Below are 14,314 nucleotides of genomic sequence, written 5' to 3'. Positions count from 1 at the left end.
GCTGAGTTTTTAAGTAGGAAGACTAAGTGAGAAAGATAAAATAATTCTTAACTCTTGACTACTCAGCACTCAGCACTTTTGACTCAGCACTTTCTTAAGCGGATGTGGCAACTTGATTGTTAATGTAATCAACCGCATCTTGGACTGTCAAAATCTTTTCGGCGGCTTCATCAGGAATTTCAATCTCGAATTCTTCTTCAAAAGCCATAACTAGCTCGACGAGATCCAGGGAATCAGCACCTAGATCATCGATAAAATTAGATTTGGGAGTAATCTTTTCCTCGTCAACACTTAGTTGATCAGCGACGCTTTTCTTGACCTTTTCAAAAGTATCTTTTTGGCTCATACAATAAAATTCCTTGACCAGTTGCTATTAGCCGCTCTTGATGAGTGACATGGTTTTTGAGCATATACATCTTATCGGAAAGCGCGATCGCCCGTATACTACCGAAGTATTTTCTTCTCGAAAACTTTTTCCCTAGCCCCCCAGGGTTAGATCAGGTAGTATGACAATTTTGGCGATCGCCTACACTGTATAAATGCTTCTACTTACTAATTGTTACTATTTTTTTGACTAATGTCCAAATAAATTCCTAGTGCCGAGTGTTGTGTAACAAACAAGACTAGCCTCTAGTCCCTAACCCCTAGTTCCTTTTATTTTTATGATTACTTCAACGCTGAAATACGCTTACTTTCCAGGTTGTGTTGCCCAAGGTGCTTGTCGAGAACTGTATCAATCGACTCAAGCCCTCACGCAAGCTTTAGGAATTGAATTGATTGAACTCAAAAAAGCTGCTTGCTGTGGTTCCGGCACATTTAAAGAAGATTCTCAATTGTTGGAAGATACTGTCAACGCCAGAAATATTGCTTTAGCAGAATCCTTAAATCTTCCACTACTCACTCATTGTAGTACCTGTCAAGGTGTCATTGGTCATGTTAATGAACGCCTAAAAGATTGCCAAAATACTAATCCGATTTACGTTGACCAAGTAAATGGCTTACTCAAAAAAGAAGGTTGTTCGCCTTATCAGGGCAGTACAGAAGTAACACATTTGCTTTATGCTTTGGTCAAAGATTATGGCTTGGAGGAAATTAGCCAGCGCGTCACCCGCAAGTTAACCAATTTAAAATGTGCTGCTTTTTACGGTTGCTATCTGTTGCGTGGACAAAAAACCATGCTATTAGATGATCCTTTCCAACCAGAAGCAATGGAAAATGTGTTTCGGGCTGTGGGTGCAACACCAATTTATTATCGTGGTCGCACCCAATGTTGTGGCTGGCCGTTGGCTAGTTACGCCACCAATGAATCTTTTAAAATGGCAGGAATGCACATTCAAGAAGCCATAGCAAATGGGGCTGATTGTTTAGTGACACCTTGTCCGTTGTGCCATTTAAATTTAGATTCTCGTCAACCAGAAGTAGAAAAAGTCATTGGCAAAAAGTTAGGTTTGCCAGTATTACATTTACCGCAGTTAATTGCTTTAGCACTAGGAGTTAAACCTGAAGAACTTGGGTTAGAAAGACATATTGTTTCGACAAAACCAGTTTTAGAAAAATTGGGATATTGATCATTGATCAAGGTAAAAGTAAAAATTATTTTCTTTTTCTTTTTGACCTTTTACTTTTGCCTTGTTGTACTACCACACCTATTTTCTGGTACAAGAGTCAATGGTCAAAAATCAAGGTTTTTTTCGACTATTGACCATTGACTCTTGACAGGCTCAACGAAAAAAATCTGACAATTGCGTCAGTCCTATTACTTTTGCCTTTCTAATTACCACTTATTTTTGCCCTAATTGACGTTGTAGTTGTCTAAAAAACTGATACATCTCTGGAAAACGGCTGTAAATACTAGCTACTTTAAGATATACCTTATGAGGAACCGCAGGAGTGCCAGAGACAATATCTCCTGGGTCAACATTGTGCAGAACGCCACTTTGAGCCGAGATGGTTGCTCCATCACCAATTTTAGCTTGATTGGCAACTCCCACTTGTCCTGCTAAAATCACGCGATTACCCAATGTTACACCGCCAGCCATCCCGGCTTGACCGGCGATCGCGCAAGCCACACCAATTTGGCAACCATGCCCGATTTGTACTAAGTTGTCAATTTTGGTATCTTTACCAATTCTCGTCTCACCGACTGCTGGACGGTCAACCGCACTGTTACAGCCAATTTCTACACCATCTTCTAGTACTGTGTAGCCTGATTGTTCCATTTTGAACCAACCAGTGCGGGTAGGTACAAAGCCAAAACCTTCTGCACCAATTACAGCGCCACTGTGAACTACGCAATCTGCACCGATTTGGCTGCGTTCGTGAATTGTACAGTTAGCGTGTAAGGTAGTGCGATCGCCAATTTTGACATCTGGATAAATTACAACATTCGGATGAATAATCGCATAATTGCCAATTTCCACCCGTTCTTGTACTACTGCGTGGGGGCCGATGTAAACATCATGACCAATCTTTGCGGTGGGATGAATCACCGCCGTCGGATGAATTTCTGGACTGGGGCGATATGGTTGATAAAACAGAGTCAAAACCTTGGCAAATAAGAGTCTTGGTTCTTTTGTACTTACCCAAGGAATCCCACGTTCTTGGGCTTGAGTTTGCAAAGTTGGATCTTCGGGCAGAATTAAAGCACTTGCGTTTGTCTTATTAATTAAAGACGCAAATTTACTACCTTCGACATAACTGATAGTCCCAGTGATGGCTTCATCAATCGCTGCTATCCCGGTGATGTCTATATCTTGGTCTGGGTAAGTTATCAGACTGTTATTAGTGGTAATTTCCCTGAATTGGCTGATGATTTCGCTGAATTTCATTTTTTAGGTTAATTGAAAACTTGTCGCAAGCAAGATTATTGTCTCTACAGACTATCTTGGTGCGTAAGTCCTGTAAACAAGAAAATAGGGGATTTGCATCCCCCATTAATAAATTCTGAATTCTAATTCTAAATAGTGTATTTTTAATGGCATTCTTCGGCTGATGGCACTTTAGGTTGGAGATTCTGCCGCAACAGGACTTTTAATCGTTGATTATCTTCAGCCGTGATCGTTTCACCGTAGTGATGCAGCTGAAACAGTTGGCAATAACGGTTTTGTTTAGCACACATCAAACAACCGTAAGCATGATTACCATTTGTACCACAGAGTCGATGTCCCATGACTGGGCCAAGGGAAATATTGTGTTCACTGGCTACTGTGCTGAGAATAGAACGCAATTGCGACTCAAATTTTGCTGATAAAAGTTGTTTGCGCCCTGGTTGTGTACGATCCCATTGGGGTACTATCAAACCTTGTTTTAATAAACTCTCTTCAATTTCTTCCGACATGACAATCCCAGACAAAATTACATGATGGGCGACGTAGGGTAAAAGTGTACGTGCTAATTGCCACATCAACGCTTCATCAAACCACTGTTCTACTAAAGGACGCAGATACCAGCAGCAAGGAATACCCAGTTGGACTAAATCTTGTAACAGCCTGACTCTTCCTGGAATCGAGGCTTGTTCATAACCAGGTTTCAAAGGTGGTAAACTCACAAAAACTGTGACTCGCAGCGCATTTGTCCTGGCTAAGGTAGCTTTTAAACGTTCGAGAAATGCTTGACCTGGATGAACTTTGGTGGTGATGTAGACCATGTTGGCGGCTTGACGGTCAATCAGTGCATCGAGGATTGACAATACACGTTCCCGATGGGCTGGAATGAACGGATCAGAATAGTCACATAAGGAAATGGGATAGCCTTTTTGTCCTTCTGGGGTGGCAAAAATCCGGTCTAATAAACGATCAATTAGGTCAGCCGGGGTGACATTATTCTCAAAGCTTTCTGGATGATGATGCCATTCCCGGTCTTGGTGACAGACACAATAAGCACATTCAACCGGACAACGATTCTGGGCATCTGGGAGAAATGGATTCAGACTGAAGTATTTAACGGCACGTTCTTGAGATGGCATTCCTAATACGGGAAAGCCATGCAGCATATATTGACTGCCCTGCAATGTAATTTCAGACAGAGTAGATTGGTAGTTTGACATACACCCTTCAACAAAAAATGCGAAAAATCGCTTACTCTAGGGTGGCTGCTGCAAATGTGGAGTGACAATGAGAGAAATGCTTGAAAACAAGTATTATTTGTTACGGTTGATGTAGCATTACTGAAATATTATTCCCACTTCTTCACAGTAAAACAAAGGATACAGTACTTAGATAGCTCACATTCGGGATTCTGTAGTTTTTATTAATTTTCTGCCATTGCTAAACCTGCTAAATAAGCCGTTGTCCAGGCACTTTGGAAGTTAAATCCACCTGTAATCCCATCAATATCTAAAATCTCACCGGCAAAGTAAAGGTCAGTAGTTAATTTACTCTCCATTGTTTTAAAATTTACTTCTTTAAGGCTAACCCCACCACAGGTAACAAATTCTTCTTTGAAAGCACCTTTGCCATTAATTAAGTATTTACCCTGGGAAATTTCTTGCACTAATTGATTTAGGGTTTTGTTAGGGATTTCTGCCCAACGAAGTTCCGTATTAATATCGACTCGGTTGATCAAGTATTGCCAAAGACGATGGGGTAAATCAATTCCTCGATGTAAGGCGATCGCTTTTCTTCCCCACTCATTTTTAACTGCTACAATTTTTTCCCGGACTTCTTCTTGTGATAAATCAGGTAGCCAGTTAATTGTTAAAGTGGCTTGATAACGATTGTCATACAACATTCTCGCCCCCCAAGCCGAAAGTTTCAACACCGCCGGGCCACTCACACCCCAATGGGTAATCAGCAACGGCCCTATTTGTTCTAAGGCTGGTTGTTGGGGAACAGACAGCCGCAAACGCACTGGATTCATACTCACACCGCTTAAAGCCCGCAAATTAGGGTCAGGAATGTTAAAGGTAAATAGTGAAGGCGCGGGTGGTTCAATTTGATGACCAAATTCTTGGGCAATTTTATAACCGATGGGGTTACTACCAGTGGCTAATAGTAGGCGATCGCATTTTAAAGTTTCACCTGATTTCAAATAAACTTCAAACTGAGTGCTGAGTGGGGAGTGGGGAGTGGGGAGTGGGGAGTAGGAAGTTTTCTGGGGTAATCGTTTCACTGAGACAACTGGTGTACCAGTCCGCAGTTCTACCCCATTGTCTTCAGCTGCATTCATCAAACACTGCACAATTGTTTCTGAAGTGTCTGTCACTGGAAACATGCGTCCATCAGCTTCTTTTTTCAGTGGTACTCCGTGATTAGCAAACCAAGAAATAGTATCTTTCGCTTGAAAGCGACTAAAAGCACCCCGCAAAGCTTTTCCACCTCTGGGGTAATTCGCCACTAAGGCGGCTGGTTCAAAACAAGCATGAGTGACATTGCAGCGTCCACCACCAGAAATTCTGACTTTGGCTAATGGTTGACGGCTGGCTTCGAGTAAAATAACACGGGCGTAGGGGTTGGCATTAGCACAAGCGATCGCACCAAAAAATCCCGCAGCCCCACCCCCAATAACGACAATTTGTAACGGTTGCAATTTTAAAGAATCTCGTTGATTAGTCAATGGTCAATAGTCATTTGTTCTTTTATCTTAGGGCTTACGCACAAATATTTTCTGTGGAGACTCGGTGTCAGGGTTTGAAATCACAACACAGTTCGGCTGAATTTCACCGCGTGATTTTTTGTTTTTATCCGTCAGTTCTATACCTTGTCTCCCTTGTCCCCCTTGTCTCCCCTGTCTCTCCCACTCCCTACTCCCTACTCCCCAAATTACACTTCTACTGGTTCAAATTGGTCTTTTGTCGCCCCGCAAACGGGACACACCCAATCTTCCGGGATATCTTCAAATGGTGTTCCTGGGGCAATTCCCCCATCAGGATCACCCACTTCTGGATCATACACGTAGCCACAAATTGTGCATTCGTAAGTTTCCATTGTTTTCTCCCTGAATTTATTAAATGATTTTTGCAGGATGATTGAGGTTTTGCTTTAGCACTCAGTACTCAAACCTCCGCATTTTCTCTATATGGTGTTTATTTCTTAAAAAACTAAAATCAAATAAGTTGAAAAAGTTGTATTTCTACCAGCTTCGACAACCTTATTTCAGTAAAATCACATAATTTGCTGATTAGTTCTAGATTAGAAACGCCACCATGTTCTTTGGGCGAAATTGATGATTGCCACAGCGATCGCACCTAAAATAAACAACCAAATGATTCCACCTGGGAGAAAGGTCAGAAGCCCAAAACCCCTAAGAATCCAAATGGTAATGCCAATGCCTAGTAGCATTCCAAAAACTTGAGTTAGCCAACGATTTAAGGAAGATTGATTCATGGAATGTGCCTTTGATTCAAAATTTATTACACTTCTATAGTAATGCGGTTTGATTTTGGGAATTATCTTTATTAAGTAGCGAGTGGGGAGTGGGGAGTAGGAAATAAGCCTGATCTGGGTGTACTGTATTTTTTCATAAATCAAATATGAATCCTATATATTTAAAAGTAGTGTTATTGTTATAGTTGCCGAAATTTAGATTTGATTAAATGTAATCAGCAATACGATTTTATAAGTGATTTCACAGAAAAATATCAGGAGATGATATTAGTTCCGGAAAATGGTGTTTGAAAAGTGGAACTAAATTTGAGTGGGTTGATCTTAAAGTCTAATAGACGTTGATTAACTTTAACTCTGGAAGTGTGGCAAAGTGAGGAGTGAGTAATTTAATATGGCTGCGTCTCATATTTCCGACCCAATTATTACAGGTTTAGATATGCCTTGGAGCGATGACAAGCGAAGATTGTTAATGCAGGGCGAAATTTTGGTAGAAGCGCGATCGCATACGGCGTGGGGCGGTGCAGTTACTGCATGGATGTATTTACCGATGATGCGATCGCACGTATGGCAGCAACTCACTGACTACCCTCGTTGGGTGCAATATTTTCCTGATATCACCAGAAGCGAAGTTATGCACAGAGGTGAAGCAAAACGCCTGTACCAAGCAGCACAAAAAGCCTTTTTATTTTTCACAGCCCAAGTCGAAATTTATCTCAGCGTTGCGGAAGTCATTGGACAACAAATTCACTTCCGTATGGAAAAAGGCACTTTTGAAGACTTTAGCGCCTGCGTAGATTTAAAAGATTTTGGTAACGGCACTTTGCTGGCTTATAATGTCCAAGCCACACCCAATATTCCCATCCCTTCAATTTTTATTCAGCAAGCTATGAACTTTGAACTACCTGCAAATATGCGGAAAATGCGTCAGGTTATGTGTAAGCAGTAATCGCAATATTGACAACAGAATTAATTTAGGCTTCTGCATATAGCCCAGACCATATAAACGTCTGGGCTATATTTTTTATCAGTAGAATTTATTGCATAATAGCAAGCCTTAATTATTTTACAACAGAGACAGGGAATAGAGGTGTGTGAGTCATTGGAGATGAGTATATATGCTTTCTCTGTATTTCTGACATAGATTCATATATCTGATAATCCTTACGCTGCAAGACTTTAATCAATTTTCTGGATATACCTCAGCCAAGACAATTGTAAAGAAATATTAAAGAGTCAGAAGTTTTGCGTAAATACAAAGTTTAAGCCTGTGGAATAATTAGCGGACAAAAAAACATTCCTCAGTCTGCAATCCCACTCTAATTTTGTGATTTTGCCATTTATAAATCTGGCAATAATCATCACAAGCTTAGAGAAATAAACTAAATCACATGGAGAATTAATTATGCCATTAGTTTCAACTTTTGAATTACTTGTTAACCCCATTGCTCCTACAGATAATTTAGGTAATTTACCACCCGATGTTGTTCAAAAGCTAGGAAAAGTTGCTCGTAGAGTTGTGCAAGGTTACTTTTTAACTATTGCTAATACTACTGATGCACCTGCACGCTTGAGACTAGAATTTACAGCGACGACACCTGAATTAAATCTAGTAGATACAGTCACAATCCGTGATGTTTTAGGAAATAATGATTTTTCTGAATTAATTCCAGTTCCAGGTAATCCTAAACGCTTTACTTTTAATGTTGGTATTCCTGCGAATGATACCGCACTAGTTACTTTACTACCTGATCTGCAAAATGTAGACCTGTTTACAGGAGCTAAAAATTTAGAGATTCGTGGGTATGTGAGCATCTCTAGAGCGACAATCGGTGGGCCATCTTATGAACTGCTAGTAACTCCAGAACATCGCGGAACTTTCCTACCCAAAAATATCGATGATTCTGTTCCTGACTTTGATCAAATTGCCTACGCTCTGCCTACAGCAAGCGGTGGTAGCTTAGTCAGATTACCATCTCTAGTGCGTCCGCCTGTTGTGACATCTCAACCCGGCGAACCTAATGGGGTAGACGATAGCCAAGAAGTAATCAGCTTAATGGCTCAACGCCTTGAAGAGTTGGAACAACGCCTCACAAATGTTTAGTTTTTGTAACATAAAATAGCCTGAACTGAACAAATTTGATGTGTTTTAGATAACTAGAGTCACCGTAATTCACAAAATAACCCCACAAAAATTTGTGGGGTTTTTATTTTAGGACTTACGCATAAAAACGAAAAATCAAGGGTTTTGACAAGGGTGTAGGGAAGGGTGTATGTATCTAAAACCCTTATGTCACACACCCTTACACCCAATCTCCACAGATAATCTTTGTGCGTAAGTTATGGGCTAAACAATCCCAAACACAGATCCGACAGTCGATTTAATCGAATCTCTAGCATCTTTCAAAGTCTGAGTAATGGGATGCTTCGATTGTAAAAATACCCGCGCACAATTGCGTCCTGGCATTCCCGAAATTGAACCACCAGGATGAGTACCCGCGCCAGTTAAGAATAAATTGTCAATGGGGGTTTTATAGTTGGCGATTTCTGGTAATGGACGGAAAAACACCATCTGATCTAAAGTCATATCGACGTGATAGTAGTTTCCTTTGTATGCGCCTAATCTTTCTCCTAACTCTGCGGGACTTTCTACCCGTCGGGCAATAGTCGCTGTTTTGACATTAGGTGCGTAAGTAGCTAACTTATCAACTACCTTGTCAGCAACTTGATTTTTTAACTCATCAGTCCAACCAGTACCTTTTAAGCCTGTACCTTCTGCACCTGCAATTTGATAGGGGGCGAAAAATTCAATCCAAACAGTATGTTTTCCTGGTGGTGCTAAGGTGGGGTCAAGGTAACTGGGCATCACTACATACATTGATGGATCAGAGTCTGGGATTTCGCCCAAGGTACACTTACTGTGAGCTTGTTCCACATGCGCCACAGAATCAGCAATTAAAATAGAACCCACAAGATACTCATCTTTGTGCGCGTGGAAAGGAAAACGCAGAGGTTCATCTAAAGCCAAATCGATTTTGAGGATGGTTTCGTTATTGTTAACAATGCGGCGTTCTAATCTTTCCCACAAATCAGGATCGGCTGAGTCAATATCGCTTTTATCGGTCATTTGCAAAAACAACCGCTTGGCATCAATATTAGAAATTACACCATATTTCGCTCGATATTCTGTACCACCAGCAACGCGTACACCAACAGCTTTACCATCATCAATCAACACTTTTTCTACGTGCTGATCTGTGAGAATTGTGCCACCTTTACTAGTAACTAAATTCACCAAAGCTTTGACTAATGCACCAGTGCCACCACGCGGTCTAGCCATACCAGGATCATGACGCATTGCCATCATAATTGCACCAATACCAAGGGTTTTTTGTGATGGGGGCGCACCTAATTCTGATGCTAATCTGGCTAGTGGCGCTTTTAAAAATTCCGAATCAAACCACTCATTGAGTAAATCCTCCGCACTGGTTAGCATTGTGCGAATAAAATCCAGTGTTTTATTTGGTGAACCAATCACTGAGAATAAATCTTTGAGTTTTGTAATGTCGTAGTTACCAACAATATCTATAATTGACTTAGGTGGTGCATTAAACATGGGAATCATTGCGCCTAATGCCCGTTGCCAATAGTCAGTGAACTCGGCATATTTCTTAGCATCACGTTCACTATAACGAGCAATTTCTGCACAAGTTTTTTCTAAAGATTTATGTGCTAAGAAATATTTGCCATCGGGATGGGGACAGAAAACCACTGGGTCACATTCTAAATATTCTAAGCCATATTTTTTCAGTTCTAATTCTTCAACTACTGGCCCCAAGTGAATAAATTCATGGTCAATTGCACACAAATTAAATTTAAATCCTGGTGCTTCTTTGGGTAAACATTCTTCAGTTGTTGCGGCACCACCAGGAACAGAACGTTTTTCTAAAAGTAGGACACTATAGCCAGCTTTGAGCAAATATGCTGCACAAACTAGTCCGTTATGTCCTGCACCGATAATCACAACATCATATTCTTGCATATTTTATAGTTTATAATAGAGTGGCTTGTTAATCTTACAAAGACTCAAAAAAAATTACAAGATTAAGTAGATTTAGTTAAATCAACTAATACTATAATGATTTTCCTAATTAGTCATTTCTGAGAGAGAAGCTGGGATATGCTGCATTTGAGTTTCAACTAAGAGTATTAAATGCTGCTGCTTGACATCCAGATTGATAATTTTAAATTTTGTCCCTTCCCAGGTAAAATATTGCAGATTCAGTAGTTCTTTGACTTTCTGTATGATTGCTAAAACTAATTCAAAAGTTATCCCTTCACCCTGATGGCAATTAAAACTTTCTAAAATGATAGGATTAGTGTAAGTTTTGGGTTGGAATTGGGCAGTAAAACCAAGTGGGCGATTTTTACCTTTTTCTGTAATGTCTATTAATCCTTGGCATTGAATTTTATTATTACCAGGGAAAGCTAATTGTATATTTTGCATTTCCAACCTGACATTTTCACCCTCAACATTTAATTCATAATTTTTTTGCGAATTCTGTACAAATTCGGAATTTAAGGCTTGATTAATATCTGATTCTGTCATGATAATGCGAGCGATCGCATTTACCGGCGCATTTAATTCAATCTGTCCAAAAATCGCGCTTACAGGATTGACGGCAATTTTATCTGTTTGCAGTTTGATGTCTTGAACCCGGATATTTTCTTTAAAAACCAATCCTTTGGCACTCAAAGAAACACCATCCGCTTGTCCTTGAACTATTTTGAACAAATCAGTCTGCACATCGACATCAATTTGTTCAGCTTCATCCAGTTGGTTGGATAACTGGCGTTCGGCTTCCTGGGAGATGAATTGTTCTTCCAACCTGCGTTCTTCTGGCATGGATTTTTATCTCATAGCGTCCCATAATGCTTACTTTAGACCTTACATACCCAAAAAAGGATCTACAGGATGGTATATACAGATGGTTAGAAGGGAAAAGGTGACAGGTGACAGGTAAATTTTGATACTAAATGAAAGGTATTGGGAAGATGAGATGAAATTAATACCAATTCTGCATGAAGATGCACTGAATTAAAGAACGAACCACAAAGGGCGCAAAGAACACAAAGAAAGAAGAGATATGAAGATTAAATGCAGACTCACATAGAATTGGTATAAGAAAGCAAATATTAACTCCACTAAGGGAATTGCATGAAAATAAAGTACCAGTAAACCGAGTTTCGACTCCGCTCAACTCTCGATCTTTGAGGGTTGAGCGAAGCGATGCACTGAGCTTGTCGTTCGCGTAGCGTCTCCGGTAGGAGAAGTGTCGAAACCTGGCTGGTTGGGACACTATTAACCCGCAGATCCCTAAGCGAAAAATATAGGGTTTCTATTTGATTTTTGAATAAATATGGGCGGGTTGAAAACAATCATCACTTACTAATGATGATTTTTGTGAGGTCTTCTCTACATCTTGCTTTACTGTTACCTCTCACCTATCACCTGTCCTATATAAGTTTTTCTCTAACAATCATTTAAACTGCTTATCCTTTGGTTGTAAAAATGCAATAAACTGTTACAGCCCTGAAGATGTAAAATTTTTGTTAAATTCCACGGGCATCTACAGTTTCCCTTCATCGTTATAAGGTACTCAGCATGACAGCAATTACACCAAAGGCATCTGCCGCGCTTCCTGATTTTTGTGAAGGAATTCAATATTTTGGCGAAGCGTTACCAGATTTTGCCACTTATGGTGCTACACCTGCGATAGATTCAGATAAAGTAGCGATCGCATCTCCTACAGATACCGCAGCCGTATATCAAACTTTACTTGCTGCTGATGCCTTGCGTTACCTGACATTGCAAATCACTGGGAGTAAAGCATCAGGACACCCCGGCGGGTTTGCCAGCCAAGCGGAAGCGTATGCAGCATTAGTCATGCTGGGCTACAAAAATATTATTACGGAAGTCGGACACCACGCCCCTGGATTTTATAGTGCCATGTTTTTGGATCGCTCCTTAGAAGACATGGGCATTTTTACAGTACAACAATTGCGCGATCGCTTCCGCGAAAAGCATGGACTTTTGGGACACCTTTCCGGTTACATTCCCGGTATTCTCGCACCTGCCGGGCCTTTGGGACAAGGGCAACACTTTGCAATGGCGGCTGCACTCCTCCACCGTGACCAACTTTTCCCCTTCACCCTCGGCGACGGTGGACTAGGTGAACCATATATTATGAGTTCAATGGCACACTTCAACACCGCCTATCCCAGCGTCACCAACTTCTTACCCGTGCTGGTGTGGAACGGTTACAGCCAAGAACATCACAGTATGGTTTCCCTCAAAACCAATGATGAGATGAAAGCCTACTGGCAAGGTAACGGTTTTGCAGAAGTCATTCTCGTTGATGCCAAAGAATTTGACGACCAAAATCAACCAGGCGACTACGTTGATAGTACCGCCTTTTCCTTCCAGCAACGCCTCGCCTTCACCCAAGCCGTATTAGTCGCCGTTGATAAAGCCGCCCGTTCTGCCCTGAGTGGTAAACTAACCGTATTTATTATCAAACAACTCAAAGGCGCAGGTGTTCACGCCAGAGGTGCAAAATCTCACAACTTGTATCCTAAAGACACCCTAGATGCACCTCACATTGTCAGTGCATTGCAAGCACGCGCCTTATCACAAGAAGCTTGGCAATTAGTCAGAACCAACGCCGAACGCGCTGGTGGTGGCCCCGCCGCCAAAACTGTCGTCACAGAATTTGAATTAGAATTACCAGAATTAGGCGAATTACCATTAGAAGAATATGCAGTTGGCGGCGAACCAAAAGTTTCAACCACCGCAATGGGTAGATTAGTTGGTGTTGTTGGACAAAAAGATAAAAATTTCCTCGTCACCAACGCCGACGGTAACGAAGCATCAGGAATTGGCAACATCAACCAAGCCTTAAAAATTATTCACCCCACCACCGACGACTTATATAACCAAGCACCAAACGGCCAAGTTTATGAACCATTAAGTGAAGATGCTTGTGCAGGTTTAGCTGTTGGTTTATCACTCATGGGTGCGAGAACTTTGTGGTGTTCTTACGAATCTTTTGCCATTAACGGTTTACCAATTTGGCAAACAGTCATTCAAGCAATGGCAGAATTACGCCGTCAAACTCCATCAACAATTACTCTATTCACAGCAGGCGCATTAGAACAAGGACGCAACGGTTGGACACACCAACGTCCCGAAATTGAAGCTTACTTTGCATCAATGATGCGAAATGGAAACGTATTTCCATTATTCCCACCTGATGCTAATAGTATCCAATCTTGTTATGACTGGGCATTGACAACAAAAAATAAAGGAATTGTCATCACTGCCAGTAAGTCACCCTTGCCGATTCATACAACATTAAAACAAACTCAACAAGGCTTAGAAGATGGTGCAATAGTATTACATGAAATTGCTGGCGGAAAGCAAGTTGTCTTTGCAGTTATCGGTGATATGACATTAATTCCTGTATTTGAAGCCGCAGCATTTTTAGAAACAGAAGGTATAGGGGTGAAGATAGTTTCTATTATTAACCCCCGCCGTTTATATCGCCCTAGTGATGTCGCTTGGGATACTTGTTCTGAAGCCGATGGTGGTTTCATTGATGATGCAAAATTCACTGAATTATTTGGCGGTGATGCACTAATTGGTGTAACTGGTGGCGCTGCGGCAATGTTAGAACCAATTATGTTAAGAAGCAACAGCAAGCGCGATACTTTTGCCTGGAAACGTGGCGAAACTACAGCTAGTGCTGGTGAGTTGATGGCGTTTAATGGTTTGACTGCTGAAGCGTTGACGAAGCGGGCTATTGAGTTAGTGCATTAATCTGAGTTTTAGGAATAAAAATTAACCGCAGATGCACGCAGATGAACGCAGATAAATTGGCGTTTTATGCGTGTGTTTGCGGTTTTTATTATACTATTTTTTTTATATATTCTAA

The 14,314-nt window shown here is 41.0% G+C and carries 12 protein-coding genes; 4 read left to right on the top strand and 8 right to left on the bottom strand.

Going from position 1 to position 14,314, the window contains the following annotated elements; all coding sequences use genetic code 11:
* Positions 1-94: 94 nt before the first annotated feature.
* Complete coding sequence (locus tag H6G28_RS28575; protein ID WP_190589000.1) at positions 95-346, bottom strand: acyl carrier protein; 252 nt, start codon at positions 344-346, stop codon at positions 95-97.
* A gap of 316 nt (positions 347-662) precedes the next feature.
* Between H6G28_RS28575 and H6G28_RS28570 the strand changes: the two genes are divergently transcribed.
* Entirely contained in the window at positions 663-1,568 is a 906-nt protein-coding gene (locus H6G28_RS28570; RefSeq protein ID WP_190676013.1) for a CoB--CoM heterodisulfide reductase iron-sulfur subunit B family protein, read from the top strand.
* Positions 1,569-1,781: 213 nt separating this feature from the next.
* Here the strand turns inward: H6G28_RS28570 and lpxD are convergent, their stop codons facing one another.
* From lpxD to H6G28_RS28545, 5 genes are all read right to left on the bottom strand, one after another.
* Positions 1,782-2,828 (bottom strand): UDP-3-O-(3-hydroxymyristoyl)glucosamine N-acyltransferase, encoded by a 1,047-nt coding sequence (gene lpxD / locus H6G28_RS28565; RefSeq protein ID WP_190676011.1) that lies wholly within the window; start codon positions 2,826-2,828, stop codon positions 1,782-1,784.
* A gap of 143 nt (positions 2,829-2,971) precedes the next feature.
* Positions 2,972-4,045, bottom strand: coding sequence for a hypothetical protein (locus H6G28_RS28560; protein WP_190676010.1), 1,074 nt, complete (start codon positions 4,043-4,045; stop codon positions 2,972-2,974).
* 203 nt (positions 4,046-4,248) lie between these two features.
* Positions 4,249-5,526 (bottom strand): BaiN/RdsA family NAD(P)/FAD-dependent oxidoreductase, encoded by a 1,278-nt coding sequence (locus H6G28_RS28555; protein ID WP_190676042.1) that lies wholly within the window; start codon positions 5,524-5,526, stop codon positions 4,249-4,251.
* Positions 5,527-5,759: 233 nt separating this feature from the next.
* Positions 5,760-5,924 (bottom strand): rubredoxin, encoded by a 165-nt coding sequence (gene rd / locus H6G28_RS28550; RefSeq protein WP_190676007.1) that lies wholly within the window; start codon positions 5,922-5,924, stop codon positions 5,760-5,762.
* Positions 5,925-6,128: 204 nt separating this feature from the next.
* Positions 6,129-6,323, bottom strand: coding sequence for a hypothetical protein (locus tag H6G28_RS28545; protein WP_190589010.1), 195 nt, complete (start codon positions 6,321-6,323; stop codon positions 6,129-6,131).
* A gap of 391 nt (positions 6,324-6,714) precedes the next feature.
* On the opposite strand from H6G28_RS28545, the gene H6G28_RS28540 reads away from it, so the two are divergent.
* Entirely contained in the window at positions 6,715-7,269 is a 555-nt protein-coding gene (locus H6G28_RS28540; RefSeq protein WP_190676005.1) for an SRPBCC family protein, read from the top strand.
* A gap of 456 nt (positions 7,270-7,725) precedes the next feature.
* Positions 7,726-8,424: a hypothetical protein gene (locus H6G28_RS28535; RefSeq protein ID WP_190676003.1), complete on the top strand. Its 699-nt coding sequence runs from the start codon at positions 7,726-7,728 to the stop codon at positions 8,422-8,424.
* Positions 8,425-8,667: 243 nt separating this feature from the next.
* Here H6G28_RS28535 and crtO read toward each other — a convergent pair whose 3' ends face one another.
* Both crtO and H6G28_RS28525 read right to left on the bottom strand, forming a co-directional pair.
* Positions 8,668-10,362, bottom strand: coding sequence for a beta-carotene ketolase CrtO (gene crtO, locus H6G28_RS28530; protein WP_190676001.1), 1,695 nt, complete (start codon positions 10,360-10,362; stop codon positions 8,668-8,670).
* 105 nt (positions 10,363-10,467) lie between these two features.
* Positions 10,468-11,226: an LmeA family phospholipid-binding protein gene (locus H6G28_RS28525; protein ID WP_190675999.1), complete on the bottom strand. Its 759-nt coding sequence runs from the start codon at positions 11,224-11,226 to the stop codon at positions 10,468-10,470.
* A 759-nt stretch (positions 11,227-11,985) separates the two neighbouring features.
* Between H6G28_RS28525 and H6G28_RS28520 the strand changes: the two genes are divergently transcribed.
* Complete coding sequence (locus H6G28_RS28520; protein ID WP_190675998.1) at positions 11,986-14,199, top strand: phosphoketolase family protein; 2,214 nt, start codon at positions 11,986-11,988, stop codon at positions 14,197-14,199.
* Positions 14,200-14,314: the final 115 nt, after the last annotated feature.

This window comes from Nostoc sp. FACHB-190 (assembly GCF_014696905.1).
Taxonomy (GTDB): domain Bacteria; phylum Cyanobacteriota; class Cyanobacteriia; order Cyanobacteriales; family Nostocaceae; genus Nostoc_B.
The sequence above is the reverse complement of the archived record's forward strand: the minus strand, read 5'-3'. Positions and strand labels throughout refer to the sequence as shown.

Bases quoted from the DNA above. Each gene is read 5' to 3' on its own strand.
- H6G28_RS28575 (WP_190589000.1), bottom strand. From the start codon at position 346: ATGAGCCAAAAAGATACTTTTGAAAAGGTCAAGAAAAGCGTCGCTGAT.
- H6G28_RS28570 (WP_190676013.1), top strand. From the start codon at position 663: ATGATTACTTCAACGCTGAAATACGCTTACTTTCCAGGTTGTGTTGCC.
- lpxD (WP_190676011.1), bottom strand. From the start codon at position 2,828: ATGAAATTCAGCGAAATCATCAGCCAATTCAGGGAAATTACCACTAAT.
- H6G28_RS28560 (WP_190676010.1), bottom strand. From the start codon at position 4,045: ATGTCAAACTACCAATCTACTCTGTCTGAAATTACATTGCAGGGCAGT.
- rd (WP_190676007.1), bottom strand. From the start codon at position 5,924: ATGGAAACTTACGAATGCACAATTTGTGGCTACGTGTATGATCCAGAA.
- H6G28_RS28545 (WP_190589010.1), bottom strand. From the start codon at position 6,323: ATGAATCAATCTTCCTTAAATCGTTGGCTAACTCAAGTTTTTGGAATG.
- H6G28_RS28540 (WP_190676005.1), top strand. From the start codon at position 6,715: ATGGCTGCGTCTCATATTTCCGACCCAATTATTACAGGTTTAGATATG.
- H6G28_RS28535 (WP_190676003.1), top strand. From the start codon at position 7,726: ATGCCATTAGTTTCAACTTTTGAATTACTTGTTAACCCCATTGCTCCT.
- crtO (WP_190676001.1), bottom strand. From the start codon at position 10,362: ATGCAAGAATATGATGTTGTGATTATCGGTGCAGGACATAACGGACTA.
- H6G28_RS28525 (WP_190675999.1), bottom strand. From the start codon at position 11,226: ATGCCAGAAGAACGCAGGTTGGAAGAACAATTCATCTCCCAGGAAGCC.
- H6G28_RS28520 (WP_190675998.1), top strand. From the start codon at position 11,986: ATGACAGCAATTACACCAAAGGCATCTGCCGCGCTTCCTGATTTTTGT.